The following is a 25,098-nucleotide window of genomic DNA, read 5'->3' on the forward strand; positions in this document are numbered from 1 at the left end:
GGGCCTGCCGCCCGATCATCCATGAACCGTCCGCCGGGCGAGTAACCGGCGGAACGAAAAGGAATCAATCATGTCCAAGAACCTGTACGTGACCGCGACGGAATCACGAAGCGGCAAGTCCGCCATCGTCCTCGGCGTCATGCAGATGATCATGCGGGAGTTGCACAACGTCGCCATCTTCCGCCCCATCATCAATGACCCGGGGCCGGGACGAAAGGATCACGACATCGAATTGCTGGTGGAGCACTTCAAGCTTTCCATCGCCTACGAAGACACCTACGCCTATACTCTCAAGCAGGCGCGCGAGCTGATCAACTCCGGTCAGCATGCCTTGCTGCTGGAGAACATCCTGAAGAAATACAAAGACCTTGAGGCTCGGTACGACTTCGTTCTCTGCGAGGGGACCGACTTCAAGGGCAAGGACCCGGCCTTTGAGTTCGACATCAACGCGGACATCGCGGCCAACATCGGCGCGCCCGTGCTGGTGGTCTGCTCGGGCCTGGACAAGACGGCCGAGGAAGTCATCGCCGTCTCCCAGACCACCATCGACACGCTGGAGGAAAAGGGCGTTGACCTCGTGGGCTGCATCGTCAACCGCGCCCCCGAGGGCGTCACCCGCGAGATGGCCAGCCTCATCGAGTGCAAGGTGCGCTGCAAGGAGCCCATGCCGGTCTACGTCATCCCGGAGAACGAGGCCCTGGGCAAGCCCACCATCGGCGATGTCAAGCGCTGGCTCGATGCCGACGTGCTCTACGGCCACAGCGGCATGCACGCCCTGGTGGACAACTACGTGGTCGCGGCCATGCAGATAGGCAACTTCCTCGGCTACATCCGCAACGGCAGCCTGATCATCACCCCGGGCGACCGCTCGGACATCATCCTCTCAAGCCTCGCCTCGCGGCTTTCAAGCTCGTACCCGGACATCTCCGGCATCGTGCTCACCGGCGGGCTCAACGTGTCCACCAACGTGCACAAGCTCATCGAGGGCTGGACCGGCGTGCCCGTGCCCGTGCTCTCGGTCAAGGGCCACACCTACCAGACCGTGCAGGAGCTGACCCGCCTCTACGGCCGCATCGAGACCCACGACGACCAGCGCATCGCCACGGCCCTCGGCGGCTTTTCCCAGCATGTGGATGTGCAGGAGTTGCGCGAGCGGGTCATCGAGCAGCGCTCCACCCGGGTCACGCCCAAGATGTTCGAGTTCTCCCTGGTGGAGAAGGCCTCGGGCGACAGGCAGCGCATCGTCATGCCCGAGGGCTCGGGCGAGCGCATCCTGCGCGCCACCGACATCCTGCTGCGGCGCGGCGTGGCCGACATGATCCTGCTCGGCAATGCCGACGAGATCAGGAACAAGGCGTCCGCCCTGGGGGTGGATGTGTCCGGGGCGCGGATCATCGACCCCACCGAATCGGAATTGCTCGACGCCTTTGCCGAGGAATACCTCGAACTGCGCAAGCACAAGGGCGTCATTGCCGAGATGGCCTGGGACCGCATGAGCGACCCCACCTACTTTGCCACCATGATGGTCCACAAGGGCTTTGCCGACGGCATGGTCTCCGGCTCGGTGACCACCACGGCCCAGACCATCCGCCCGGCCTTCGAGTTCGTCAAGACCAAGCCGGGCTGCTCCATCGTCTCCTCGGTCTTCCTCATGTGCCTCAAGGACCGCGTGCTGGTCTACGGCGACTGCGCCGTGAACCCCAACCCCGACGCCCAGCAGCTGGCCGAGATCGCCATCGCCTCGGCCGAGACCGCGCGCATCTTCGGCATCGAACCCAAGGTGGCCATGCTCAGCTACTCCACCGGCGCGTCGGGCAAGGGCGAGGACGTGGAAAAGGTCATCGAGGCCGCCAAGATCGCCAAGGCGCTGGTCCAGGAGCGCGGCCTGGGCTTCCCCATCGAAGGGCCGCTCCAGTACGACGCCGCCGTGGACCCGGAGGTGGCCGCGGTCAAGATGCCCGACTCTGAGGTGGCGGGGCAGGCCACAGTCTTCATCTTCCCGGACCTGAACACCGGCAACAACACCTACAAGGCCGTGCAGCGCGCCGCCAACGCCGTGGCCATCGGCCCGGTCCTCCAGGGGCTGAACAAGCCCGTCAACGACCTCTCGCGCGGCTGCACCGTGCCGGACATCGTCAACACCGTGGCCATCACCGCCATCCAGGCGCAGGCTGAAAAGGGCAACTAGCATGAAAGTTCTCGTCATCAACTCGGGCAGTTCCTCCATTAAGTACCAGCTTCTCGACATGCAGACCGAGGCGGTGCTCGTCTCCGGTCTGGTGGAGCGCATCGGCGAGGCCAAGGGAGAACTGACCAACAAGGCCTTCCCCGGCACGGACCGGCAAGAGGTGACCAAGATCGAGCAGCCCATCCCGGACCACAACACCGGCATGCGGCTGGCCATCGACCTGATCACCGACCCGGAAAAGGGCGTCATCAGGGACCGCGCCGAGATCGACGCCGTGGGCCATCGCGTGGTGCATGGCGGCGAGGCGTTCCACCAGCCCACGGTGATCACCGATGCGGTCATCCGGGCCATCGAGGAGACCGTGCCCCTGGCCCCCCTGCACAATCCGGCCAACCTGGACGGCATCCGCGTGGCCGTGGAGCTGTTTCCGGGCGTGCCCCAGGTGGCCGTGTTCGACACCGCCTTTCACCAGACCATCCCGGCCCATGCCTACATGTACGCGCTGCCCTACGCCCTGTACGAGTCCGACCGTGTGCGCCGCTACGGCTTCCATGGCACCTCGCACAAGTTCGTGGCCGGGGAGTGCGCCAGGCTGCTGGGCAAGCCCCTTGAGCAGTGCAACCTGATCACCGTGCACCTTGGCAACGGCTGCTCCATGACCGCTGTGGAGCAGGGCAGGAGCGTGGACACCTCGCTGGGTCTGACCCCCCTCGAGGGACTGGTCATGGGCACCCGCTGCGGCGACGTGGACCCGGCCGTGCATGCCTTCCTGGCCCGCAACAAGGGCATGGACATCGAGGCCATCGACGCCATGCTCAACAAGGAGTCCGGCCTCAAGGGGCTGTGCGGCATGAACGACATGCGCGACATCCACGCCGCCATCGGCAAGGGTGACGCCAGGGCGAAGCTCGCCCTGGACGTGCAGACCTACCGCAACCGCAAATACATCGGCGCATACATGGCCGTGCTCGGCCGGGTGGACGCCATCGTCTTCACCGCAGGCATCGGCGAGAACGACGACGTGGTCCGGCGCGAGTCCCTCAGGGGCCTGGAGTGCTTCGGCGTGACGATCGACGCCAAGGCCAACGCGCAACGCGCCAAGGAGCCGCTCAAGATCAGCGCGGCCGACAGCACCATCGAGGTCTGGGTCATTCCCACCAACGAGGAACTGGCCATCGCCAGAGAGACGAAAAGCGTCCTGAACTAGCAATTCGACGTGGACCCGGCCGCCGGGCCGGACCACAGGGGAGGGAGAAAACATGACTACCGGCACTGATTACTGCCAGACGTTCGTGGACAAGGCCAAGGCCGTCTCCGCCATCGTCACCGAAGTGAAAAGCGATGACGAGGCGCTCAAGTACGTCATCGACCTGTGTGACAGGAAGGAAGTGTGCCAGCTGCTCGTTTCAGGCTGCGAGCGCGACCTGTCCGACAAGGCCGAAAAACTCTGCGACCTCAAGCAGAAGAAGGTCATCGCCGCACCGGGCCTCAAGAAACCGCTCTACGACAAGCTTGCGGAAATGAGCGCCAAGGCGGGCTTCGAGTGCATCGACTCCGGCATGCGCGACCATCTGGCCGGGGTGGACATCGGCTTCACCTATGCCGAATACGGTCTGGCCGAGACCGGCACATTGATGCTTGACTGTCCGGGCGAGGACATGCGTCTGGCCACCATGGTCAGCGAGTTCCACGTCTGCGTGCTGCCCAAGTCCAAGATCCGCAAGGACAGCTACGCGGTGGAGAAGATGATGCTCACCCGCATGGGCAAGACCCCGGACTATCTGGCCTTCATCACCGGGCCAAGCCGCACCGCCGACATCGAGCGCGTCCTCGCGCTGGGCGTGCACGGTCCCCTTGAACTGCACATCCTGCTCATGGAGGACTAGCCATGCAAAAAGCCGATAATCTCAAGGAATACCGCGACGAACTGCGCGAGTCGCTGGACAACGATTTCCTGCGCACCACCCTGGACAACTTTGCCGTGGCCTACCGCGCCGGTCGGGCCAATGCCTTCAAGGACATGGACGTGCGCGGGCTTATCGACGAGATCGCCTGCTCCAAGGACGAGGCCACCGCCAATCTGGACGCCCTGTACAGGGAATTCAAGGAAAAGGCCGAGGCCGCAGGCGTTCACGTTCATCTGGCCAAGGACGCCCAGGCGGCCAACGACATCATCGCCGCCATCGCCAGGAAGTCCAATTGCCAGAAGATCGTCAAATCCAAGTCCATGACCGCCGAGGAGACGCTCCTCAACCACGCCCTGGAGGACGAGGGGCTTGAAGTGACCGAGACCGACCTTGGCGAGTGGATCATCCAGCTTCGCCACGAGGGACCGTCGCACATGGTCATGCCCGCCATCCATCTGTCGCGTTATCAGGTGGGCGATCTCTTCACCGAGGTCACGGGCAAGAAGCAGGACAGCGAGATCGAGAAATTGGTCAAGGTGGCCCGCCGCGAGCTGCGCCAGAAGTATGTCGAGGCCGACATGGGCATCACCGGCGCCAACTTTGCCGTGGCCGAGACCGGCTCCATCGGGCTGGTCACCAACGAGGGCAACGCCCGGCTGGTGACCACGCTGCCCCGCGTCCACGTGGCGCTCATGGGGCTGGACAAGCTCCTGCCCACCCTGCACGACGCCCTACGCATCCTCAAGGCCCTGCCGCGCAACGCCACGGGACAGGCCATCACCTCCTACGTCACCTGGATCACAGGGGCCAACGAGTGTGCCTCCGCGCCCGACGGCAAGAAGGAAATCCACTTCGTCATGCTCGACAACGGGCGCAGCGAACTGGCCAAGGACCCGCTCTTCTCCCAGGTGCTGCGCTGCGTGCGCTGCGGCGCGTGCGCCAACGTCTGTCCGGTCTACCGGCTGGTGGGCGGCCACAAGATGGGCCATATCTACATCGGGGCCATCGGCCTGATCCTGACCTACTTCTTCCACGGCAAGCATGCGGCCAAGAACCTGATCCAGAACTGCATCAACTGCGAGGCGTGCAAGGACATCTGCGCGGGTGGTATCGACCTGCCGCGCCTGATCAAGGAGATCCACGCCCGCATCCAGGACGAGGACGGCCACCCGCTGCCGAGCATCCTGCTGGGCAAGGTGCTCAAGAACCGCAAGCTCTTCCACACCCTGCTGCGCACGGCCAAGTGGGCGCAAAAGCCCGTGGCCGAGAAGGACGGGTTCATTCGCCACCTGCCCATGGTTTTTGCCAAGGAGCACGGGTTCCGCGCCCTGCCGACCATTGCCGAAACCCCCTTCAGGGACAGGTGGGAAGAGATCCGGCCTGTTGTTGATAACCCGAAGTACCGCGTGGCCCTGTTCTCGGGCTGCGTGCAGGACTTCGTGTACCCGGAGCAGATGGAGGCTGCGGTGAAGCTGTTCGGGGCCGAGTCCGTGGAGATGAGCTATCCCATGAACCAGTCCTGCTGCGGCCTGCCCGTGCAGATGATGGGCGAGATGAAGGCCTCGCGCGAGGTCTGCGTGCAGAACCTGCGCGCCTTTGAGGCGGGCGGCTATGACTACGTCATCACCCTGTGCGCCTCCTGCGCCGCCCATCTCAAGCATAACTACCCCAAGCTGGTCATGGACACGCCGAGCCTGGCCCTCAAGGCCCAGGAGTTCGCGGACAAGATCATCGACTACAGCTCCTTTGTCCACGATGTGCTCAAGGTCAAGGCCGAGGACTTTGTCCAGACCGGCGGCAAGGCCACCTACCACGCGCCCTGCCACCTGTGTCGGGGGCTTGATGTCCACGCCGCGCCGCGCGAGTTGATTTCCACCGGCGGCCTTGAGTATGTGGAGTGCAACGAGGAGGAGGTCTGCTGCGGCTTCGGCGGAACCTTCTCCATGAAATTCCCCGAGTTGTCGGCCGAGCTGCTCAAGAAGAAGCTCGCCAATGTCGAGGCCACCGGGGCCGAGGTGCTCCTGACCGATTGCCCGGGCTGCATCATGCAGCTGCGCGGCGGGCTCAAGACCCGGGGGTCGTCGGTCAAGGTGCGCCACGTCTCCGAGGTGCTGGCCGACAACCGGAGGAAATGAGACGGCAGATGAACGCCACCGGGCGGGCCGTGATCACCGGAACCACCGGGATCACCGGCCCCACCGGCGGCGACCGGGCAGGGGAGATGCCCGCCGAGGCTCCCCGTCCGCGTCACATATCGCATGAGGCTCCCCAGGTTGGACCGCAATCCCTTGAAGCAATGCCACGCTTCCTCCTGAGAACCAGCCTTCATGCAGGTTCCCCGCCCCGGGCAGGGCGGGGAACCGATTTTTCCCGGTGATTCCGAATCCCGGGGAGCGCGCGACAGGCCAAAACCGCCACCCCGCGCACGCGCCCCATGGCTCGACAGGGCCGACCCGGAATCGCCGCCCGTCCCCCAAGAGGTGTCCGATGCTCCAGACTTCGCCTCCGTATCTGCGTCGCTTTGTCGCGCTCTATTTCGGCACATTCGTTCTGGTGTCGGCCGTGTCCATCTGGGTTTCCTCGGCCTACGCCGCCGAGCCGTGGGCAGCCTCGGCCGTGGTGCTCGGCGTATTGGCCGCCTTCGGCCTGCTCGGAATCATTCTGGTGATCCTGCTCGGCCGGATGCTTGTCGGCCCGGTGGGGCAGGTGGCCCGCTACACGGCCCACGTGCTCGACGGCAACTACGCCGAGGCCGACGACGCAGCCCTGGCCGAGGCCATGCCCGGCCTGGGCGAACTGGTGGGCGAGCTGGCCGGTCGCTTCAAGGAGCGTCTTGGGTTCTCCCAAAGCATCCTCGCCGGCCTGCCCGTGCCCTGCTGCCTTGTGGACACCGAGCAGAACATCACCTTTCTCAATCAGGAATGTCTGGACATGATCGGGTCCAAGGATTCGCCGGAGTCCTTTTATGGCCGCAAGATTTCCCAGATATTCTATCGCGACGACCGCAAGTCGGTCATCGGCACCTGCATGGACGAGAACACCCGGATGATGAACCGGGAAGCCGTGTTCAAGCATGTGAACGGCAGTGACATCAACGTGCTGGCCAACCTGTTTCCCCTGACCGACGTGACCGGCAAGGTCATCGGCGGCTGCTGCCTGTACCTGGACACCACGGAACTCAAGCGCCGCGAGGCCGAGATCGTCAGCCAGAACGAGCGCATCGCCAAGGCCGCCGACGAGGCCACCGCTGTTTCCGACGAACTGGCCGCCGCCGCCACCCAGCTTGACGGACTGGTGGAGAACGCCCGGGCCGGGGCCTGTGTGCAGACCGACCGCACCGGCGAGACCGCCTCGGCCATGGAGGAGATGAACGCCACGGTCCTCGAGGTGGCCCGCCATGCCCAGGACGCGGCCCTGGACGCCGACGAGGCGCGGGGCAAGGCCGAGGAGGGCGCGGCCGTGGTCGCCCAGGTGGTGGACGCCATTCACGAGGTGGCCGAGCGCGCCCGGGAGCTCAAGGCGTCCATGGAGGAGCTTGACACCCGGGCAGAGTCCATCGGCAAGGTGCTCGGCGTCATCGAGGACATTGCGGACCAGACCAATCTTCTGGCGCTCAACGCGGCCATCGAGGCGGCGCGGGCAGGGGAGGCTGGCCGGGGATTCGCCGTGGTGGCCGACGAGGTGCGCAAGCTGGCCGAGAAGACCATGCTCGCCACCAACGAGGTGCACCAGGCCGTCACCGGCATCCAGGACGGGGCCAGGCGGAATGTCCGGGCCACCGAGGCGGCCGTGGGCGCGGTGGAAAAGAGCACCGAGATGGCCAGCCGCTCGGGCGAGGCGCTCAAGACCATCGTGGTGGTGGCCGAGTCCACGGCAGACCGGGTGCGCTCCATTGCCACCGCCGCCGAGCAGCAGTCGGCCGCCAGCGACGAGATCAGCCGAGCCACCATGGACGTCAACCGCATCTGTGGGGAAACGGACCGGGCCATGGCCGAATCCGCCGAGGCCATCAAGCGGCTCGCCCGCTTGGCCGAATCGCTGGCGGGCATCATTCGTGAGATGCGTTAGCTGACGTTATAAATCGCGTCTACTCCGTGACAACGGGCGTTTTAGTGCTTAATTGTTGTAATGAAGGAAAGGATTCTGGTATCGGGGTCCACCGCAACATCTTTAAATTGTTGAACATAGTACCGCAAGGGGTTGAAGAGTGATCAGGCACATCGTCATGTGGACATTGAAGGAAGAGGCCGAGGGCAATCCGGCTGCGGCCAATGCGGCCGCCATGAAGAAAATGCTTGAAGGGCTGGCCGGACGCATCGAGGGATTGCGCCATATCGAGGTCAGCCACACGATCGTGGGTGCCGATCCCGAATGTCATGTCGTGCTGTGCTCCGAGCACGATGATGTGGACGCCCTGAATCACTATCAGGGCCACCCCGAGCACCAGGCCTGCGTTGCCTTTGTCAGAAAGGTCGCCGCCAGCCGCAGCGCCGTGGACTACGAGGTCTAGCCGGGCCGGGTCTTCCGGCCAGGGACGTCGTGGTCGCGGTTTTCGCGACAGACCAAACGTCGCGAAGAGGAGAACGCCATGTCACTGCGTTACGATCAGGACCGCAAGCGGATCATCTGCCGATGGGAGGAGCCCATCAAGGTGGTGATGAACAAGAAGGAAGGGGTCATCAGCCGGTCGCGCATGATCACCGTCAAGGTCAACGACAACGGGAAGCTCAACAGCAAGGATATCCGGCGTCACGCCGAGCATCCCATGTTTCCCTACATCAACCGTTTCAACCAGATGCTCAACACCATCGACCGTTTTCCCGAAGGCAACGGGCACAGGTGCGCTGTCTGCGGCCTGGAGCAGGGCGTGAGCCCGCATTTCGATGTGGAGCGGCAGTCCATCGTCTGGCTGTGCCGCGAACATCTGACCGAGTCGCCCAAGGTCGATGCCTGATGGCTGGACCGTCCAGGCGCAAGTCCCCCCCCGGAATCCCGGCGGGGGATTTTTGCTGGGGCAGGAGGAGGTTCCCGTGCCGGGACGAATCCGGTTGGTATTGTCCGGGTTTTTGGAGTAGGGTGGCGGCATGCTGGTGAAGTCCGTCGTGTTTGTCGCCCTGCTGGTCCTTTTTCCGGGATTCACCTGGCACGCCGTGGCGGCCGAGCGGGTCGTCCTGGCCACTCTGGAGTGGCCGCCCTACACGGGCGAATCCCTGCCGGATGGTGGGGCCGCCTCGGCAGTGGTCCGTGAGGCGTTCCGGGCCATGGGCTACGAGCTTGAGCTGCGTTTTTATCCCTGGAACCGCGTGCTTCACGAGGCCAGGGAGAACCCGGAGATCGCGGGCTATTTCCCCGAGTATCCCGAGAATTGGCGGCGCGAGGGGTTTCTCAAATCCCGCAGTATCGGCACCAGTCCGCTGGGGCTGGCCAGTCGGGCGGAGGTGGCGATCAACTGGCGCTCCCTTGACGACCTTGCCCGCTACACCTTGGGCACGGTGGCCGGGTATGCCAACACCCTGGAGTTCGACGCCATGGCGGCCAGGGGACGACTGACAACGGATGCGTCCAACTCCGACACGCTCAACCTGCGCAAGGTCCTGGCCGGACGGGTGGATGCCGCAGTGGTGGACGCCAATGTCTTCGACCACCTGCGCAAGGTCGACCCCGTGCTCCGGGCGGCCAGGGACGAGCTGGCGTTCAATGACCGCCTGCTTGGCATCAACGAACTGGTGGTCTGTTTCCCGGACACCGAGGTGGGCGCGAGGATGCTGCGCATTTTGGATCAGGGTTTGCCCGCAGTCGATCAGGCGGCGATCTACCGACGCCACTTCAGCCAGTGACACGGCGGGCATGCGGGGTTTTCTGAAGAGAAATTCAGAAAAATGCATTGGACACCCGGTGCCTGAAATGGCTAAAAATATCGGCGTCGCAAGCGCGAAGCCCGCTCGGCCGCAAGCGCGAAGCCCACTGGCCGCAAGAGTGGGTCGGAATTTTCAAGTGATTGGATGATGATGGCGGGGCGTTTGGACACGACGCCCCGGATTGGTTCCGTATCCATGTGTCGCCCTTGTTTGCCCGGAGAGTATTATGGAGCAAATGACCGATACCGTCCGCGTGGTCCGAACCGGCGAGCCCGTCAAGGTCAAGCCGCGCCGCTATGACGCGCTGATCAGCTTTGTGCTGCGTTTTCTGATGCTGTTTGTCACCTGGCTGATCCTCTCGGGCATGTTCGACGCCTTTCACGTGAGCCTTGGCGTGGCGTGCAGCGCCTTTGTCACCTGGCTGTCGGCCGACATCTTTCCGCCCGAGGTCCGCCGTTTTCGCAAGCTGCGCTCCCTGTGGCTGCTGACCCTCTATGTGCCCTGGCTGGTCTGGGAGATCGCCAAGTGCAACATTCGCATGCTCTTCCTTGCCTTTGACCCGAAGCTCAACGACAAGATCGCCCCTCGCATCGTCACCTTCAAGACCGGGCTGCGCAACGAGTTGGCCCTGACCTTCCTGGCCAACTCCATCACCATGACGCCGGGCACCATCACCGTATCCATTGACGAGCGGGGCTACGTCTCGGTCCATGCCTTTGACGAGGTGTCTGCGGCCGGTCTGCCGGGCGACATGGAGAAAAAGATCAAGGCCATCTTCGAGGAGGCGTAATGGAATCCTTCATCCTGTATCTCGGCATCGTCCTGATGGGCATCATGGTTTTGCCCCTGTACCGGGCCGTGGTAGGCCCCACCACCCTTGACCGGCTGATGGGCATGAACGCCATCGGCTCCAAGACCGTGGCGCTCATCGTCATCATCGGGCTGGTCTTCGATAGGGTGGACATGTTCGTGGACATCGCGCTGGCCTATGCCATGCTCAACTTCATCGCCGTGCTCGCGGCTTCCAGATACCTGCACAAACGGGGACGCCGGGACACGGCTTCCTAAACGTCGGAGGACACTACTCCATGATCGAGACTCTGGTCATCTTTCTGTGCTGCGCCGGGATGCTGCTGTTTCTTGGCGGCATGATCGGTATCCTGCGGCTGCCCGACGCCTACACCCGGCTGCACATGGCGGGCATGCTCGACACCCTGGGCCTGCTCATCCTGCTGCTCGGCCTGGTGCTCTACGGTTTTCTCCACGCACCCATGAGCCTCCTGGTGCAGTTCAAGATACTTCTGCTCTGGGGCTTCGTGCTGGTCACCAGCCCCACGGCCACCCACGCCATGGTGGATGCAGGCGTGCGCGCCGGACTCACCCCCTGGGTGCAGCCCGATGCCAAAAGGAGACGCAAATGATCTGGGAAATCAAACTGCTGGCGCTCATCCTCGTGATCGTCTGCGCCATCGCAGCCATCAACGCCAAGGATCTGCTCAGCGCGGCCGTCATCTTCGGCATCTACAGCTTCATGATGTGCGTGCAGTGGCTGGCCATGGGCGCGGTTGACGTGGCCTTCACCGAGGCGGCCATCGGGGCGGGCATCAGCACCGCGCTGATGCTGGCGGCCATCTTCCGGACCAGCAGGAGGACCAAGGATTGAAAAAGACAGCGCTTCTGGCCGTGATCCTCACCGGCGCACTGCTCATCCTCTCCATGGAGAACTTTCCCTCCTGGGGCGATGTCCAGTCTCCGGCGAGCCTGCACCTGTCGCGGCACTTCATCGAAAAGAGTTACGAGCAGACCCTGACCCCCAACCTGGTCACCGCCGTGCTGGGCGACTACCGGGGGTTTGACACCATGCTTGAGACCGTGGTGGTCTTCACTGCGGCCCTGGCCTGCTTCCTGGTCATCCGCCTGCCGCGCGACGTCTGCACGCCCGGGCTTTTCTACTACCGGCACACGCGCACCGGGCTTGTGGTGCGCAAGCACGATGCCTGCGAACTGCCGGGCGAGAACCCCACCTTCGAGCGGGTGGATTCCGACTGGCCGCCCCATGACGTGGTGGTGGTCTCCACCTGCCGCATGGTCATCCCCTTCATCCAGCTCTTCGGCCTCTATGTGGTGGCCCACGGCCACTACAGCCCGGGCGGCGGCTTTCAGGGCGGCGTTATCTTCGCGGCCAGTTATGTGCTGCTGGCCGTGTCCCACGACCTGCGCACCCTGGTCCATCGGCTCAACGAGCGGGTGACCCATCTGCTCTCGGCTGCGGGCGTCCTGCTCTTTTTCGGGGTCGGGCTCTTCGGGATGGCCATGGGGCTCAACTTCCTGGACTACGGCGCGCTTGAAGGCGTGCTGGGCATGTCCCTGGCCAGCGGGCACTCCCTTGGCATCCTGCTCGTGGAAATCGGCGTGGGCATGACCGTGACCGCCGCGCTGGTGATCATCTTCAAGCTCCTGTCCTCGCGCGGGACGGTCACGGAAGGATTGTAGGCCTATGGAAGACTTCCTGACGCAACTGACGTCCAAATACAACTTCTGGGCCTACATCGTGCTCATGATGGTCGGCCTGTACGCGATGATCGCCAAGGGCAACCTGATCAAGAAGCTGATCGGACTGAGCATATTCCAGACCGCCATCATGCTCTTCTATGTCGCCATCGGCTCCAAGGCAGGGGCCACCATCCCCATCCTGCGGGACCACACCCTCAAGGGAGTCATCGACTTCGTGGAGTACATCAATCCCCTGCCCCATGTGTTGATGCTCACCGCCATCGTCGTCTCGGTGGCGACCCTTGGCGTGGCTCTGGCCCTCGTCCTGCGCGTCTATGATGTGCACCAGACGCTCGAAGAAGACGAAATACTGGAAAAAATCAAGAATCCATAGCCATGCATGACGTAGTCCTGACCATACTCCCTCTGCTGTTCGGGTCGTTCCTCGCCATCCTCGCGGGCTGGACCCGCAGCGCCCTCGTCTACCCCCTGGGTGTCGTGGCGCTGGCCCTGTCCACCGGCTTCTGCGTCAAGCTGCTCCTTGGCGTGCTGTCAACCGGCACGGCCACCTATCTGCTTGGCGGCTGGTCTCCCCCGTGGGGCATAGTCTTTGTCATCGACACCTTCAGCGCCGGGATGATGCTGCTCATCTCGGGTTCGGCGCTCTTGACCTATCTCGCCTTCCGGGCCGAGATCATTGAAGGCTTTGCCGAAAAAACGGCCGCCTTCGTGGCCCTGCTGCTGCTCACGGTGGCCGGCCACATGGGCATCGTGGCCACGGGCGACCTCTTCAACCTCTATGTACTCATCGAGGTGGCGGCCTTAAGCGGCTACGCGCTGCTCGGCTACGGGTCGGGGCGCGCACCCCTGGCCAGCCTCAACTACCTGTGCGTGGGCTCGGTGGGTGCCTCCCTCTATCTGCTGGGTGTCGGCTACCTCTACATCCTGACCGGCACGCTGAACATGGCGGACCTGGCCCAGATCATGCTGGCCGCCCCGGTGACGGCCTCGCTGCACGGGGCCGTGGCCGTGATCCTGTTTGGCCTGTGGGTCAAGATGGCCCTGTTCCCGTTCCACGGATGGCTGCCCGGGGCCTATGCCATGTCCTCCCCGGTGGCGGCCGCGCTGCTGGCCCCGCTGACCACCAAGGTCATGGTCTACGTGGTCATCCGCCTGCTCATCGGCGTGATTCCGGGCGCGGCCATTCCCGAAGCCCTGCCGGACGTGGCCATGCTCCTGGGCACGGCGGCCATCTTCGCCGGGTCGCTGATGGCCTATCGCCAGATCGACCAGCGGCGCATGATTGCCTACATCCTGGTGGCCGAGGTGGGCTACATGGTGGGCGGCATGTTCATCGGCAACCGCACGGCCATGACCGGGGCCATGCTCCACATCTTTGCCGACGCGCTCATGACCCTGACCCTCTTCCTGGCCCTGGGCAGCATCGCCCGGCAGCGCGGGGAGATGGTGCTGGCGAACATGCGCGGCCTGTTCCGGACCATGCCCTTCACCATGGCCGCCTTTGTCCTCGGGGCCATGTCCATGATCGGGGTGCCGCCGCTGTTTGGCTTCTTCAGCAAGTGGTACCTGCTCTCCGGGGCGTTGGAATCGGGCCAGTACCTGTTCATGGTCGGTCTGCTGGTGTCGAGTCTGGTCAACGTCGTCCTCTTCTTCCGCATCTTCGAGACGGCCTTCTTCGACGAACCGGGCGAGTCGGTGCGCGACATCGAGCACTGGAGCCGGGTGACGCCGCTGGCCGTGGCGGCCGTGCTGCTCATCGTGGCCGGGCTTTCGAGCGGTCTGATCGTGGACCGGCTCATTGCCGGAATCATCCCAGCAAGCCTCATCTAGCCGGAGACGTCACATGTACTCGATATATTCGATCCAGCCCTTCCTGGCCGTGGCCGCTCCCCTGGCCGCGGTGCCCGGCATTCTCTCCTCGCGCTCGCCAAACATCCGCGAGGCGTGGTCCTTTGCGGCGGCGCTGCTGCTGCTCGGTCTGGTGGCCTGCATGGTTCCGGCCGTGGTGGCGGGCCACACCTATACCTGGGTGGTGGCCAACGTGCTGCCCGGCGCGCCCATCGCCTTCCGAGTCGATGCCTTCGGCATGCTCTTCGCCCTGGTGGCGTCGAGCCTGTGGGTGGTCACCACCCTGTATTCCATCGGCTACATGCGCTCCAAGAACGAGCACGCCCAGACGCGGTTCTTCGGCTATTTCGCGGTGTCCATCTTCTGCGCGGTGGGCGTGGCTTTTTCGGCCAACCTGCTGACCATGTACCTGTTCTACGAGCTGCTCTCCTTCTCCACCTATCCCCTGGTGGCCCATCACCAGAACGAGGAGAGCCGCAAGGCAGGCCGCAAGTATCTCGGCTTCATCGTGGGCACCTCCATAGGACTGGTGCTCCCGGCCATGGTGGCCGTGCACCACTTCATGGGCACTCTGGATTTCGCGGCGGGCGGCATTCCGCTTGGGGCCATCGACCCCACCACCATGACGGTCCTGCTCTGCCTGCTGCTCTTCGGCTTTGCCAAGGCAGCGCTCATGCCGGTCCACGTCTGGCTCCCGGCGGCCATGGTCGCGCCCACGCCGGTCAGTTCGCTGCTCCATGCCGTGGCCGTGGTCAAGGTCGGCGCCTTCTGCATCATGCGCGTGGTCACAGACGTGTTCGGGGTGGAGACGCTTTCGGCCCTGCACCTCAACGATGTGGTCACCGGCGCGGCCGCCGTGACCATGCTGGCGGCCTCGCTCATCGCCTTGTCCCAGGACGGTCTGAAGCGGCGGCTGGCCTTTTCCACCATCGGCCAGCTCTCGTACATCGTGCTGGGCGCGGGGCTGGTGACCGCCGCGGGCCTGACCGGCGGCATGCTGCACATCGCCATGCACGCCTTTGGCAAGATCACGCTCTTCTTCTGCGCCGGAGCCATCTACGTGGCCACTGGCGAGAAATACATCAGCCGCCTCAACGGCATCGGCTACCGCATGCCCTGGACCATGACCGCGTTCCTCATCGGCTCGCTGTCCATCATCGGCATCCCGCCCACGGGCGGGTTCCTGAGCAAGTGGTACCTGCTCAACGGGTGCATCGACACGGGCCAGTGGCTGCTGGCCCTGACCCTGCTGGCCAGCTCCCTGCTCAACGCGGCCTATTTCCTGCCCATCGTCTATCGGGCATGGTTCTGCACGCCGGATCAGGCGCAGCACGCCGGTCCCATGCGCGAGGCCCCGCTGGCCTGCATCGTGCCGCCGCTGATCACGGCGACCATCACCGTGATCCTCTTCTTCTACCCGTACCCGTTCCTGAATCTGGCCCGACTGGCCGCCAACTAGGAGACGCCATGAGCAAGAACAACAAACCCGACTTCTTCGACCGGCCGAAAACCCGGCGCATGCTCTGGACGCTGCTGTGGGCCGCCTGCGGGCTGACCCTGGTGGCGCAGTTCTTCGCTTCGCCCGAGCCGCACTTCGGCTTCGACGACTTCCCCGGCTTCAACGCCCTGTTCGGCTTTGCCTGCGTCGTGGCGCTGGTGCTGGTGGGCAAAGGCCTCGGCTTCATCCTGAAGAGGGACACGGACTACTATGATGACTAGCATGCACCCGTTATTTGCCTATCTGGGCGCGGCCGCGCTGATCCCGCTTTTCACCGGGGCCTGGCGCAACAGGATGGTGCTGGCCGCCGGGGTCTTCGGCCTCTTTCTCGTCCACAGTCTGCCCGAAGGGCTGGCGGCCACCGCCAGCTTCCTCGGCCATGAGCTGACGGTCTTTCGCGTGGACGCCCTCAGCCGGATGTTCGGCTACATCTTCTGCCTCAACTCTGTCTTCGCCTTCCTCTTCGCCTACAAGCTGGTGGACGTGCGCCAGCAGCTGGCCGCCCTGTGCTACATCGGCTCGGCCGTGGGCGCGGTCTTTGCGGGCGACCTGATCACCCTGTACGTGTTCTGGGAGGTGATGGCCGTGGCCTCCACCTTCCTCATCCTGGCGCGCAAGACCACGCTCTCGTCCGGGGCCGGATTCCGCTACGTGCTTGTCCACCTGTTCGGCGGGCTGTGCATGCTGGCGGGCATCATCGTCCATGTCCAGGCCACGGGCTCCATCGCCCTGACATCCCTTGCGCCGAACCTTGGCGGCTGGCTCATCCTGGCGGGCGTGCTCATCAACGTCTCGGCCTTCCCCTTTGCCCGCTGGCTCTCGGAGTCCTATCCCGAGGCCACGGTCACCGGCGGCGTGATCCTCTCGGCCTACACCACCAAGACGGCGGTGTACGTCCTGCTTCGTGCCTTCCCCGGCTGGGAGGTGCTCATCGTGGTGGGCTGCGTCATGGCCGTGTACGGCATCATCTACGCCGTGCTCGAAAACGACATGCGGCGCATCCTGGCCTTTTCCATCACCAATCAGGCCGGGTTCATGGTCGTGGGCGCGGGCATAGGCACGGCCCTGTCCGTCAACGGCGCGGCGGCACACGCCTTTTGCAGCATCCTCTATACCTCGCTGCTGTGGATGTCGGCGGGTGCCGTGCTGGCGGCCACGGGCAAGAGCAAGTGCACCGAGCTTGGCGGCCTGCACAAGGCCATGCCCCTGACATTGCTGCTGGGATTCATCGGCGCCCTGACCATTTCGTCGTTCCCGGGCACGGCTGGCTTCACCAGCAAGACCATGATCATCCAGGCCGCGGCAACCGAGCATCTGGTCTGGGTACTGCTGGTCCTTGAGGTGGCCTCGGCGGGCGTGTTCCTCCACGCGGGCCTCAAGTATCCGTTCTTCGTTTTCTTCAGCAAGGACAGCGGCCTGCGGCCGCCCGAGGCCCCGAGGCACATGCTGCTGGCCATGGGCGGGCTCGCCTTCCTGTGCATCCTGATCGGCGTGTACCCGCAGCCGCTGTATGCGCTGCTGCCCTTTGACGTGGCCGGATTCGACGCCTACAAGGCGGGCAAGCTGGTGGGGCACATGCAGTTGCTCCTGTTCTCGGCGGCTGCCTTCTTCGTCATGCTGCCCCTGCTCAGGAACACCGACACCATCGCCCTTGACACCGACTGGTTCTATCGGCGCGGTGGCAGCCTGTTCTACCGGGCCGTGTCCGCCACCTTCAACGGTCTCAACGACGTGTCGGCCAAGGCGGCCGGGCGCATGGTCCACGGCTTTTCCGAGTTCTGCCGCAAGGTGCCGGAGTGGGTGCTGCTGGCCGTCACCAGCCTCAGCCCGGACTCCTTTGGCACGGGCAAGGCAAACGCCGCCCTGCGGCTGAAGCAGATCAGGGACTCCCTTGACGCGGCGGCCCTGCCCGTGGGCGGGTCCCTTGTCGCCGTCACCCTCGGACTGGCTGTGCTGTTGGGTCTGGTCCTGTAATCATTCTGGAGGATTGATAATGAAAGCGTTGAATAGCAGCCAGTTCCATATTCTCGAAAACGTTCCCGACGAGGTGGTCGAGCGCCTGCGTCGGGAGGTGCAGCCCAGGGATCTCGCCAAGGGCGAGGTGGTCTACCAGAAGGGCGACCTCTCGGACGACTTCTATTTCCTGATCAGCGGCAAGGCGCAGCTCCAGGTGGAGAACGAGGAGGGCGTGACCGTGATCCTCGGCATCCTCAAGGTGGGCTACTGCTTCGGCATGACGGGCCTGTTCCCGGATACGCCGCGCCAGCACACCGTGGTCTGCGACGGGCCGTGCCGGGTGGCGGTCATCTCGGGCCACGACCTGCGGGCTATCCTGGAGTATGAGGGAGGCCTGGGCCTGCCGCTGCTGTGGAACCTGTTCAAGCTGGTCAAGGACAGGCTGGATCTGCGCACGGACCAGCTGGTGCGCGTGCTTGCCACGCACCCGGATTTGAGCAAGCTGCGCGTATAGGCTGCGGTCCCGGGCCCATCGGGCGCGCTTCCCTCGCTGAGACCCCATGAAAGCGCTGATCATAGAAAACGAACAGAGCCTGACCCGCACCCTTGGCCGTCTCCTTGAGGGCGAGGGGTACGAGGTCGTCATCGCGCATTCCGGGGAGGAGGGGTTCTTTCTCGCCAACGAGGCGGCGTTCGACGTGGTCCTGCTGGATGTCTCGCTGCCGGGGCGCGGCGGGCTGGCCGTGCTGCGCATGTTGCGTCGGCGGGGCATCGGCTCGCCGGTCATCCTCATGTCCGACAGCGACGCGGTGGAGGACAAGGTGGCCGGGCTGGACACCGGGGCTGACGACTATCTGGTCAAGCCCTTTGCCCCGGCAGAGCTGCTTGCCCGCATACGTGCGGTCACGCGGCGCGGCTGGTCGGACCAGGCGCTGCTGCTGACCTGCGGCAACCTGACCATGGACGTGATCACCCGCATCGTGACCCGGGGGGGGCGGACCATCAGCCTCACGGCCCGCGAGTTCGAGCTGCTCGAATACCTGATGCGGCACAAGGGGCGCGCCGTGTCGCGCGACATGCTGGTGCGCGACATCTGGCAGGAGGACGCCCGGGCCAACAACCTGGACAACGTCATCGACGTGCACGTGGCCCGCATCAGGAAGAAGATCGACCACGGACACACCATCAAGCTGCTCCACACCCTGCGCGGGGTGGGCTTTCAACTCAGGAATCCCTGATCGCGCCTATTCGCCGATGGTCATGGGGGGGTACATGCCCCGCTCCGGCCCGGACTGGAAGGGCTGGAGGATGTTGTAGCAGGCGTCCTGAATCTGCTGCGCGTGGCCGCGCGTTCCCTTTGTCCCGTCATAGTAGGCCCCGTTGGCTTCGAGGATGTGCTCGATGCGCACCTTGAAGGCGTCCACAAAGGCCTTGCCATTGCCCGTGAAGGTCATGTTGCCCATGGCCAGATTGTCGGCCCTGGCCATGTCGTCGAGGTCGATGCACTGGGTCGAAAGGTCCGCCTGCCGGGTGATCAGGCCCCAGACCAGGGAGTTGTCCGGGATGGCGATGGGCTCGTCGGAGTCGATGATGGTGTGGGGCATGACGATGGAGTTGCGGCCCACGGTGATGTGCTCGGGCTTTCTGCCGTGCAGGAAGGCGTTGAAGCCCACGAAGACGTTCTTGGCGAGGTGGGTGTTGATGACCTTGGCGCCGTGGGCGGTGATGTCGAAGCCATCGTAGATCGAGTTGGAGATGTGGCAGTTCTCCTGGGCGTTGGAGCCCTTGCCCATGACCGAGTTCTCGATGTGGACGCGCTGTGCCACCAGGGCGTTGTCGCCGATGACACAGTCGCCCTTGATGACGGAGTAGGGGCTGACGTAGGAGTCGCGCCCCTTGGCCTCGAAGGGCTCGGGCCACACGGCCGAGTAGAGGGGCACGAAGTCCTCCTCGCGCTTGGACGTGTGCTGGAAGAATTCGCCGGAGAGGGTGCCGTTTTCGTCCATGGACACATACTTGCGCAGCACCTCGCGGGGGAAGACGTAGTTGAACTCGAAGACACCCTTGTGGCGGACCCAGACGCGGCCCGGCTCGATGACCTGGCGCGAGACGCCGTCGGCCTGGACATAGGCGAACTCACCCACCACGCAGTTCTTGATGTAGGCGAAGTCCACGGTGGCGAAGGGACCGAGGAACACGCTCTCAGTGGTAGTGCCGTGGATGTTGGAGTAGTGCATGGCCACGGTGTTGAGAATCTTGAAGACCTCGGGGATTTCCGGGTTCTTGGAGTGGTTGTGGACCAGGGTCTTGACCAGGTAGCTGTTGAGGATGCGGATGACCTCGTCGCTGAAGAGCCGGGTCTTGATGCCGCCGAACTCCACCACATCGCCCTTGCGCTTGAGTTCGTCGCCCCGGATGTCGCTCTTGTAGAGCACCGAGTTCTCCACCAGGGTCCGGCCCAGGAAATAGGTTCCGCCCAGGCTTGAGTTGATGAAGCGGAAACTCACCGGGTGGTCGTTGGTCAGGGCGTAGAAGGCGTAGAAGAGCAGGTGCCTTTCGCGGGGGATGGCGTTTTTCAGGATGGGCACCACGTCGATGCCCATGTGCGCGAGGTTGACGTTGACCCGCGTGGCGATGTGTTCAAGCAACTCTTCGAGTCTTTCCATCCGTATCTTCCTTGTCTTTCACTCTTGTATTGATGGGGTGCGCGCTGACAGGTCGTCACCGGGCGAGGGGCCAGTCCGGGCGAGGGATCGTCGCTGGCGCGTCAGCACAGGCAGAAATGCCATATTTGACTCGCAGGGTCGAGATATTTCGATGCCCGGCGGTGGGCACCCCGGCGGCCTATCCGTCACATGTCGTCGCAGGCTTCCTCGCCCTTGGGCAGGGCGGCCATGCGCGCCTCGTGTGCGCCCACCAGCCAGTAGCTCGCGCCAAGAGCGAGGATGACCGCGCCAAGGGCGAAGATTTCGGTGTGCCCGTAGACGCTGAAGTCGAGGACGATGACCTTTCGGGCCGCGGCCATGAGGGCTGTGGAGATGACCAGCTTGAGGTGGATCATCCTGTATTCGAGGTAGATGACGATGTTGGCGAATATCTCGATGGCGATGAGCACGGCCATGAAGGCCCCGAAGGTGGCCAGGATGTCGTTGATGTTGAGCAGGAACACGGGCGGCGACATCAGCCGCTGGTAGAGCACCCAGATCACGTCGAGAATGCCCCAGAAGATGACCAGGGTCATGAGCACCGCAAGCACTCTGACCGACAGGCGGATGAGCTTCCACAGCCGGTTGACCATGGGATCGTTGAGGGAGTCCTTGCATTGCCTGCTGTCGAAGAAGAACATGCTGCACCTGCCTTGCTGTCCCGGGTTTGTGGATATTTGCGCGGGGTCTGTCATTGTGAAAGTTGCAGGTCGCCTGTGCTTTGTCAACAGCCGTTGCAAGCGCCGCGTGATCAGGCCGGGGCGTGACCGCACCGTCGCCAGGTCCCCATGCGCCGGTCACGGGTTTGTGACTTGACGGGGGCGGGGGTATCTGTACACTACAATGGTCCGAGCCCTGTGCATGGTGACAGGGCGCTACAGAGACGGAGGAAGCATGATACAATTCGACAAGCACTGGCATCATCTGGGAGGCGACGAGGTCGCCGGATTTCTGTCCGTAGACCCCAAGGCCGGGCTCGACCAGTTCGAGACCGAGCAGCGGGCCAAGCGGTATGGAGAGAACGTCATCACCGGCAAGCGGGTCAAGACACCGTTTGAGCGGTTCATGCTCCAATTCCATCAACCGCTGGTCTACATCCTGGTGGTGGCGGGAGTGGTCACGGCCATTCTTGGCGAATGGGTGGATTCTTCGGTGATCATGGCCGTGGTGCTGGTCAACGCCCTGGTGGGATATTTCCAGGAAGCCAAGGCCCTCAAGGCGTTGCAGGCGCTCTCGGCCAGCATGCGGGTCGAGGCGCTGGTTCTGCGCGCTGGCGAGCAGGTGCGCCTGCCCGCTTCCGCACTGGTGCCGGGCGACGTGGTCCTGCTGCGCTCCGGGGACAAGGTGCCCGCGGACATGCGCGTCATTTCCGAGCGGGAGCTGCGCATCGACGAATCCACCCTGACCGGCGAGTCCGTGCCCGTGGAAAAGAACATCGCACCGAGTGCCAAGGACGCGGTGCTGGGCGACCGCCATTGCATGGCCTACGCGGGCACCCTGGTCAGCTATGGCCAGGGGCGCGGCGTGGTGGTGGCCACCGGCAATTATACAGAGATCGGGCGCATCTCCGGCCTCATCGACTCGGCCGACGAGCTTGAGACGCCCTTGACCCGCAAGATTACCAAGTTCAGCCATGTGCTGCTCATCGCCATTCTGGCCCTGGCCGGGTTGACCATGGTCCTCGGCCTGATCCGCTCAGAGCCCCTGGACGAGATGTTCATGGCGGCCGTGGCCCTGGCCGTGGGCGCCATCCCCGAGGGACTGCCCGCGGCGGTGACCATCATCCTGGCCATGGGCGTGTCGCGCATGGCCCAGCGCAAGGCGGTCATCCGCAAGCTGCCCGCAGTGGAGACCCTGGGTGGGACCACGGTCATCTGCTCGGACAAGACCGGCACCCTCACCGAGAACCAGATGACCGTGCAGAGCGTCTACAGCGGCGGCGTGCTCTTCGACGTCTCGGGCATCGGCTACGGCAGCGAGGGCGAGGTGATCGACCTCGGCGACGGCGATGTCCGGGCGAACCAGGCGCTCGCGGAGTGCCTGCGCGCCGGGCTGCTGTGCAACGATGCACGCATACGCTCGCGAGACGGGCAGCTCTATGTGGAGGGCGACCCCACCGAGGGGGCGCTGGTGGTGGCGGCCGCCAAGCTCGGCATGACCCTGGAAACCGAGGCGCCGCAACGGCCCCGCATCGACGAGTTGGCCTTCGAGTCCGAGTGGCGGTACATGGCCACCATGCACGACACGGGCGACAGCGCGGTGGTCTACATGAAGGGGGCCGTGGAAAAGATTCTCGAATGCTGCTCCGGGGCCATGATGGCCGACGGCACCAACGGCCCCCTTGATGCGGACGGCATCATCGAGGTCCAGCGCACCCTGGCGTCCAAGGGGCTGCGGGTGCTGGCCCTGTCCCGCAACATCCTGCCCGGCAAGGAGGGGCTCAAGCGCGAGCAGGCCTGCATGGGCATGGAATTTCTCGGTCTTCAGGGGATGATCGACCCCCCGAGGGAAGAGGCGGTCGCGGCCGTGGCCGCCTGCCAGAAGGCCGGGGTGGCCGTGAAGATGATCACCGGCGACCACGCCCTCACGGCCGAGGCCATCGGCAAGATGCTCGGCCTGGGCGGCTCAAGCTGCACCCTGGGCCAGGACTGCCCTGTGCTCACCGGTAGCGACATCGCCCAGTTGAGCGACAAGCAGCTCATCGAGCGGGTGGGCGACGTGCCGGTCTTTGCCCGGGTGTCGCCCGAGCAGAAGCTGCGGCTGGTCATGGCCCTGCAGGCGCGCGGCGAAATCTGCGCCATGACCGGCGACGGGGTCAACGACGCCCCGGCGCTGAAGCAGGCGGACATCGGCATCGCCATGGGCATCAACGGCACCGAGGTGGCCAAGGAGGCGTCGGACATGATCCTCACCGACGACAATTTCGCCACCATCACCTCGGCCGTGGAGGAAGGGCGCGGCGTGTACGCGAACCTGATCAAGTTCATCGCCTGGACCTTGCCCACCAACGCGGGCGAGGGGCTGGTCATCCTCACGGCCATCCTCTTCCAGACCGCACTGCCCATCCTGCCGGTGCAGATATTGTGGATCAACATGACCACGGCGGGCTGCCTGGGCATGACCCTGGCCTTTGAGCCCAAGGAACCCGGGATCATGGAGCGGCCGCCCCACAGGCCGGACAGGCCCATACTCGACAAGGTGGTGCTGCGCCGCATCGGGCTGGTCAGCCTGATGCTGCTCCTCTTCGCCTTCGGGCTCTTCAAGTGGGAGATCCTGAGCGGGGCCAGCCCGGAAAAGGCTCGGACCATCGCGGTCAACGTCTTTGTGGTCATCGAGGGCTTCTACCTCTTCAACTCCCGCTCATTCAGGCGCTCGCCCTTTGAGCTGGGGCTTGGAACAAACCTCTGGGTGGTGGGCGGCTTCATCCTCATGCTGCTGCTGCAACTGCTCTTCACCTACGCCCCGTTCATGAACTCGCTGTTTTCGAGCACGCCCATCGGCCTGTTCGACTGGTTCAAGATCACCCTGTGTGGCGTGGTCGTCTTCCTGCTTGTGGAATACGACAAGCGCCGCGTCGGCTCCGACGTGTGATGCCAAGCGGCCGCCCTCCCTGGGGCGGCCGCTTCTCTATTCAGGCAACCGCCGCATTCAATAGGAGAATATCAATGGAAAAGGTGCTTTTCATCTGTGTGCACAACAGCGCCCGCAGCCAGATGGCCGAGGCATATCTGAACATGTTCGGCCAGGGCGGGTTCCAGGCCGAGAGCGCGGGCTTCGAGCCCACGACCATCAACCCGCTGGTGGTGGAGGTGATGAAGGAGGAGGGCGTGGACTTGAGCGGCAAGGGAACCCGGTCGGCCTTTGACCTGTTCCGGCAGGGGCGGATGTACTCCCACGTCATCACCGTGTGCAGTGATGGCGACGAGGCCCAGTGCCCGATCTATCCCGGTGTGGTCAACCGCATCCACATCCCTTTTGCCGACCCGGCAAAGGTCCAGGGAACCCACGACGAGAAGCTGGCCCAAATCCGCAAAATCCGTGACGAGATCAAGGCGGCCGTGAAGGAGTTCGTGGCCTGGGTCAATGAAGGCGCGCAGGGAGACTTTGCCAAGCGCATCGGCAGGTAGCCTGTCTTTGTGCGGTTTTTCGGCCCGTCGTCCTGTTGTCTGGTGCAGGGCGGCGGGCCGCGTGGCCTTCCGCAGTGAAGCAACAGCGTATTGACACGGGAGGCGGGGTGCAATAGTGTCCGCGCAAAGACTTATTCAAACGGAGCGACACATGGTGCAGACGGACAGGGCCGCGCGGATATTCAAGGTGCTCTCGGTGGAGACGCGGCTTCGGCTTCTTGTGCTGCTCAGGCAGCGTTCCCTGTGCGTCAATGCCCTGGCCCGGCGGCTTGGCGTGACCCCGGCGGCGGTGTCGCAGCATCTGCGGGTGCTGCGCGATGCGGATGTGGTCATTGCCGACAAGCAGGGCTACCATGTCCACTACCGGATCAATCCGGATACCCTGGCCCAGTGGGCCGGAGTGGCCCGGGATATGCTGGAGGGGAGCGGGCCAAATGCCCCCGTGCTGGACTCGCCCGGTCTTGTTTTGAAACCTTTTGGTGGACAGGAGTGACGAG

At 64.2% G+C, this 25,098-nt stretch carries 25 protein-coding genes; 23 read left to right on the top strand and 2 right to left on the bottom strand.

All coding sequences use genetic code 11. The annotated features are described in order from the left end of the window. Positions 1-70: 70 nt before the first annotated feature. The 20 genes from pta (at position 71) to QQS14_RS07935 (ending at position 19,007) form a co-directional block, all read left to right on the top strand. Positions 71-2,188 (top strand): phosphate acetyltransferase, encoded by a 2,118-nt coding sequence (gene pta, locus QQS14_RS07840; RefSeq protein WP_285906422.1) that lies wholly within the window; start codon positions 71-73, stop codon positions 2,186-2,188. A gap of 1 nt (position 2,189) precedes the next feature. Continuing rightward, positions 2,190-3,395, top strand: a complete 1,206-nt coding sequence (locus tag QQS14_RS07845) for an acetate/propionate family kinase (protein WP_285906423.1) — start codon at positions 2,190-2,192, stop codon at positions 3,393-3,395. A 52-nt stretch (positions 3,396-3,447) separates the two neighbouring features. Beyond that, complete coding sequence (locus QQS14_RS07850) at positions 3,448-4,074, top strand: LutC/YkgG family protein (protein WP_285906424.1); 627 nt, start codon at positions 3,448-3,450, stop codon at positions 4,072-4,074. Between the two features lie 2 nt (positions 4,075-4,076). Further along, positions 4,077-6,230: an L-lactate dehydrogenase (quinone) large subunit LdhH gene (gene ldhH, locus QQS14_RS07855; protein ID WP_285906425.1), complete on the top strand. Its 2,154-nt coding sequence runs from the start codon at positions 4,077-4,079 to the stop codon at positions 6,228-6,230. Positions 6,231-6,582: 352 nt separating this feature from the next. Then, positions 6,583-8,163 carry a methyl-accepting chemotaxis protein gene (locus tag QQS14_RS07860; protein WP_285906426.1) on the top strand — a complete coding sequence of 527 codons (1,581 nt, stop codon included), beginning with the start codon at positions 6,583-6,585 and terminating at the stop codon, positions 8,161-8,163. A 139-nt stretch (positions 8,164-8,302) separates the two neighbouring features. Continuing rightward, a complete protein-coding gene (locus QQS14_RS07865; protein ID WP_285906427.1) occupies positions 8,303-8,605 on the top strand; it encodes a Dabb family protein in 303 nt (100 codons plus the stop codon). 78 nt (positions 8,606-8,683) lie between these two features. Beyond that, the gene (locus tag QQS14_RS07870) at positions 8,684-9,049 is read left to right on the top strand and encodes a hypothetical protein (protein WP_285906428.1); all 366 of its coding nucleotides are present in this window, start codon (positions 8,684-8,686) and stop codon (positions 9,047-9,049) included. Positions 9,050-9,179: 130 nt separating this feature from the next. Beyond that, positions 9,180-9,932, top strand: coding sequence for a substrate-binding periplasmic protein (locus QQS14_RS07875; RefSeq protein WP_285906429.1), 753 nt, complete (start codon positions 9,180-9,182; stop codon positions 9,930-9,932). Between the two features lie 256 nt (positions 9,933-10,188). After that, positions 10,189-10,743 carry a Na+/H+ antiporter subunit E gene (locus tag QQS14_RS07880; protein ID WP_285906430.1) on the top strand — a complete coding sequence of 185 codons (555 nt, stop codon included), beginning with the start codon at positions 10,189-10,191 and terminating at the stop codon, positions 10,741-10,743. After that, the gene (locus QQS14_RS07885) at positions 10,743-11,021 is read left to right on the top strand and encodes an MrpF/PhaF family protein (protein ID WP_285906431.1); all 279 of its coding nucleotides are present in this window, start codon (positions 10,743-10,745) and stop codon (positions 11,019-11,021) included. Before QQS14_RS07880 ends, QQS14_RS07885 begins: the two co-directional genes overlap by 1 nt. 20 nt (positions 11,022-11,041) lie before the next feature. After that, a complete protein-coding gene (locus QQS14_RS07890) occupies positions 11,042-11,374 on the top strand; it encodes a cation:proton antiporter (RefSeq protein ID WP_285906432.1) in 333 nt (110 codons plus the stop codon). Beyond that, positions 11,371-11,616, top strand: a complete 246-nt coding sequence (locus QQS14_RS07895; RefSeq protein WP_285906433.1) for a Na(+)/H(+) antiporter subunit B — start codon at positions 11,371-11,373, stop codon at positions 11,614-11,616. Before QQS14_RS07890 ends, QQS14_RS07895 begins: the two co-directional genes overlap by 4 nt. Further along, positions 11,613-12,446 carry a hydrogen gas-evolving membrane-bound hydrogenase subunit E gene (mbhE, locus tag QQS14_RS07900; RefSeq protein WP_285906434.1) on the top strand — a complete coding sequence of 278 codons (834 nt, stop codon included), beginning with the start codon at positions 11,613-11,615 and terminating at the stop codon, positions 12,444-12,446. The genes QQS14_RS07895 and mbhE overlap by 4 nt, the downstream gene beginning before the upstream one ends. A 4-nt stretch (positions 12,447-12,450) precedes the next feature. After that, positions 12,451-12,840, top strand: coding sequence for a cation:proton antiporter subunit C (locus QQS14_RS07905; protein ID WP_285906435.1), 390 nt, complete (start codon positions 12,451-12,453; stop codon positions 12,838-12,840). Between the two features lie 2 nt (positions 12,841-12,842). After that, complete coding sequence (locus tag QQS14_RS07910; RefSeq protein WP_285906436.1) at positions 12,843-14,297, top strand: complex I subunit 5 family protein; 1,455 nt, start codon at positions 12,843-12,845, stop codon at positions 14,295-14,297. Between the two features lie 13 nt (positions 14,298-14,310). Further along, entirely contained in the window at positions 14,311-15,774 is a 1,464-nt protein-coding gene (locus QQS14_RS07915; protein ID WP_285906437.1) for a monovalent cation/H+ antiporter subunit D family protein, read from the top strand. A gap of 8 nt (positions 15,775-15,782) precedes the next feature. Then, positions 15,783-16,034, top strand: coding sequence for a hypothetical protein (locus tag QQS14_RS07920; protein ID WP_285906438.1), 252 nt, complete (start codon positions 15,783-15,785; stop codon positions 16,032-16,034). Between the two features lies 1 nt (position 16,035). Continuing rightward, complete coding sequence (locus QQS14_RS07925; protein ID WP_285906439.1) at positions 16,036-17,787, top strand: Na(+)/H(+) antiporter subunit D; 1,752 nt, start codon at positions 16,036-16,038, stop codon at positions 17,785-17,787. A 19-nt stretch (positions 17,788-17,806) separates the two neighbouring features. Continuing rightward, complete coding sequence (locus QQS14_RS07930; RefSeq protein WP_285906440.1) at positions 17,807-18,283, top strand: Crp/Fnr family transcriptional regulator; 477 nt, start codon at positions 17,807-17,809, stop codon at positions 18,281-18,283. 46 nt (positions 18,284-18,329) lie between these two features. After that, on the top strand, positions 18,330-19,007 hold the full coding sequence (locus tag QQS14_RS07935; RefSeq protein ID WP_285906441.1) for a response regulator transcription factor: 678 nt from the start codon (positions 18,330-18,332) through the stop codon (positions 19,005-19,007). A 6-nt stretch (positions 19,008-19,013) separates the two neighbouring features. Here the strand turns inward: QQS14_RS07935 and QQS14_RS07940 are convergent, their stop codons facing one another. Together QQS14_RS07940 and QQS14_RS07945 are read right to left on the bottom strand one after the other, a co-directional pair. Continuing rightward, positions 19,014-20,435, bottom strand: a complete 1,422-nt coding sequence (locus tag QQS14_RS07940) for a transferase (RefSeq protein WP_285906442.1) — start codon at positions 20,433-20,435, stop codon at positions 19,014-19,016. Between the two features lie 185 nt (positions 20,436-20,620). Then, positions 20,621-21,115, bottom strand: coding sequence for a phosphate-starvation-inducible PsiE family protein (locus QQS14_RS07945; RefSeq protein ID WP_285906443.1), 495 nt, complete (start codon positions 21,113-21,115; stop codon positions 20,621-20,623). 253 nt (positions 21,116-21,368) lie between these two features. Here QQS14_RS07945 and QQS14_RS07950 point away from each other — a divergent pair, with 253 nt between their 5' ends. From QQS14_RS07950 to QQS14_RS07960, 3 genes are all read left to right on the top strand, one after another. Then, complete coding sequence (locus QQS14_RS07950; RefSeq protein WP_285906444.1) at positions 21,369-24,065, top strand: cation-transporting P-type ATPase; 2,697 nt, start codon at positions 21,369-21,371, stop codon at positions 24,063-24,065. 74 nt (positions 24,066-24,139) lie between these two features. Next, a complete protein-coding gene (locus tag QQS14_RS07955; protein ID WP_285906445.1) occupies positions 24,140-24,601 on the top strand; it encodes an arsenate reductase ArsC in 462 nt (153 codons plus the stop codon). A gap of 151 nt (positions 24,602-24,752) precedes the next feature. Beyond that, positions 24,753-25,094 (top strand): ArsR/SmtB family transcription factor, encoded by a 342-nt coding sequence (locus QQS14_RS07960; protein ID WP_285906446.1) that lies wholly within the window; start codon positions 24,753-24,755, stop codon positions 25,092-25,094. Positions 25,095-25,098: the final 4 nt, after the last annotated feature.

Source organism: Pseudodesulfovibrio pelocollis, from assembly GCF_030282845.1.
Classification (GTDB): Bacteria; Desulfobacterota; Desulfovibrionia; order Desulfovibrionales; family Desulfovibrionaceae; genus Pseudodesulfovibrio; species Pseudodesulfovibrio pelocollis.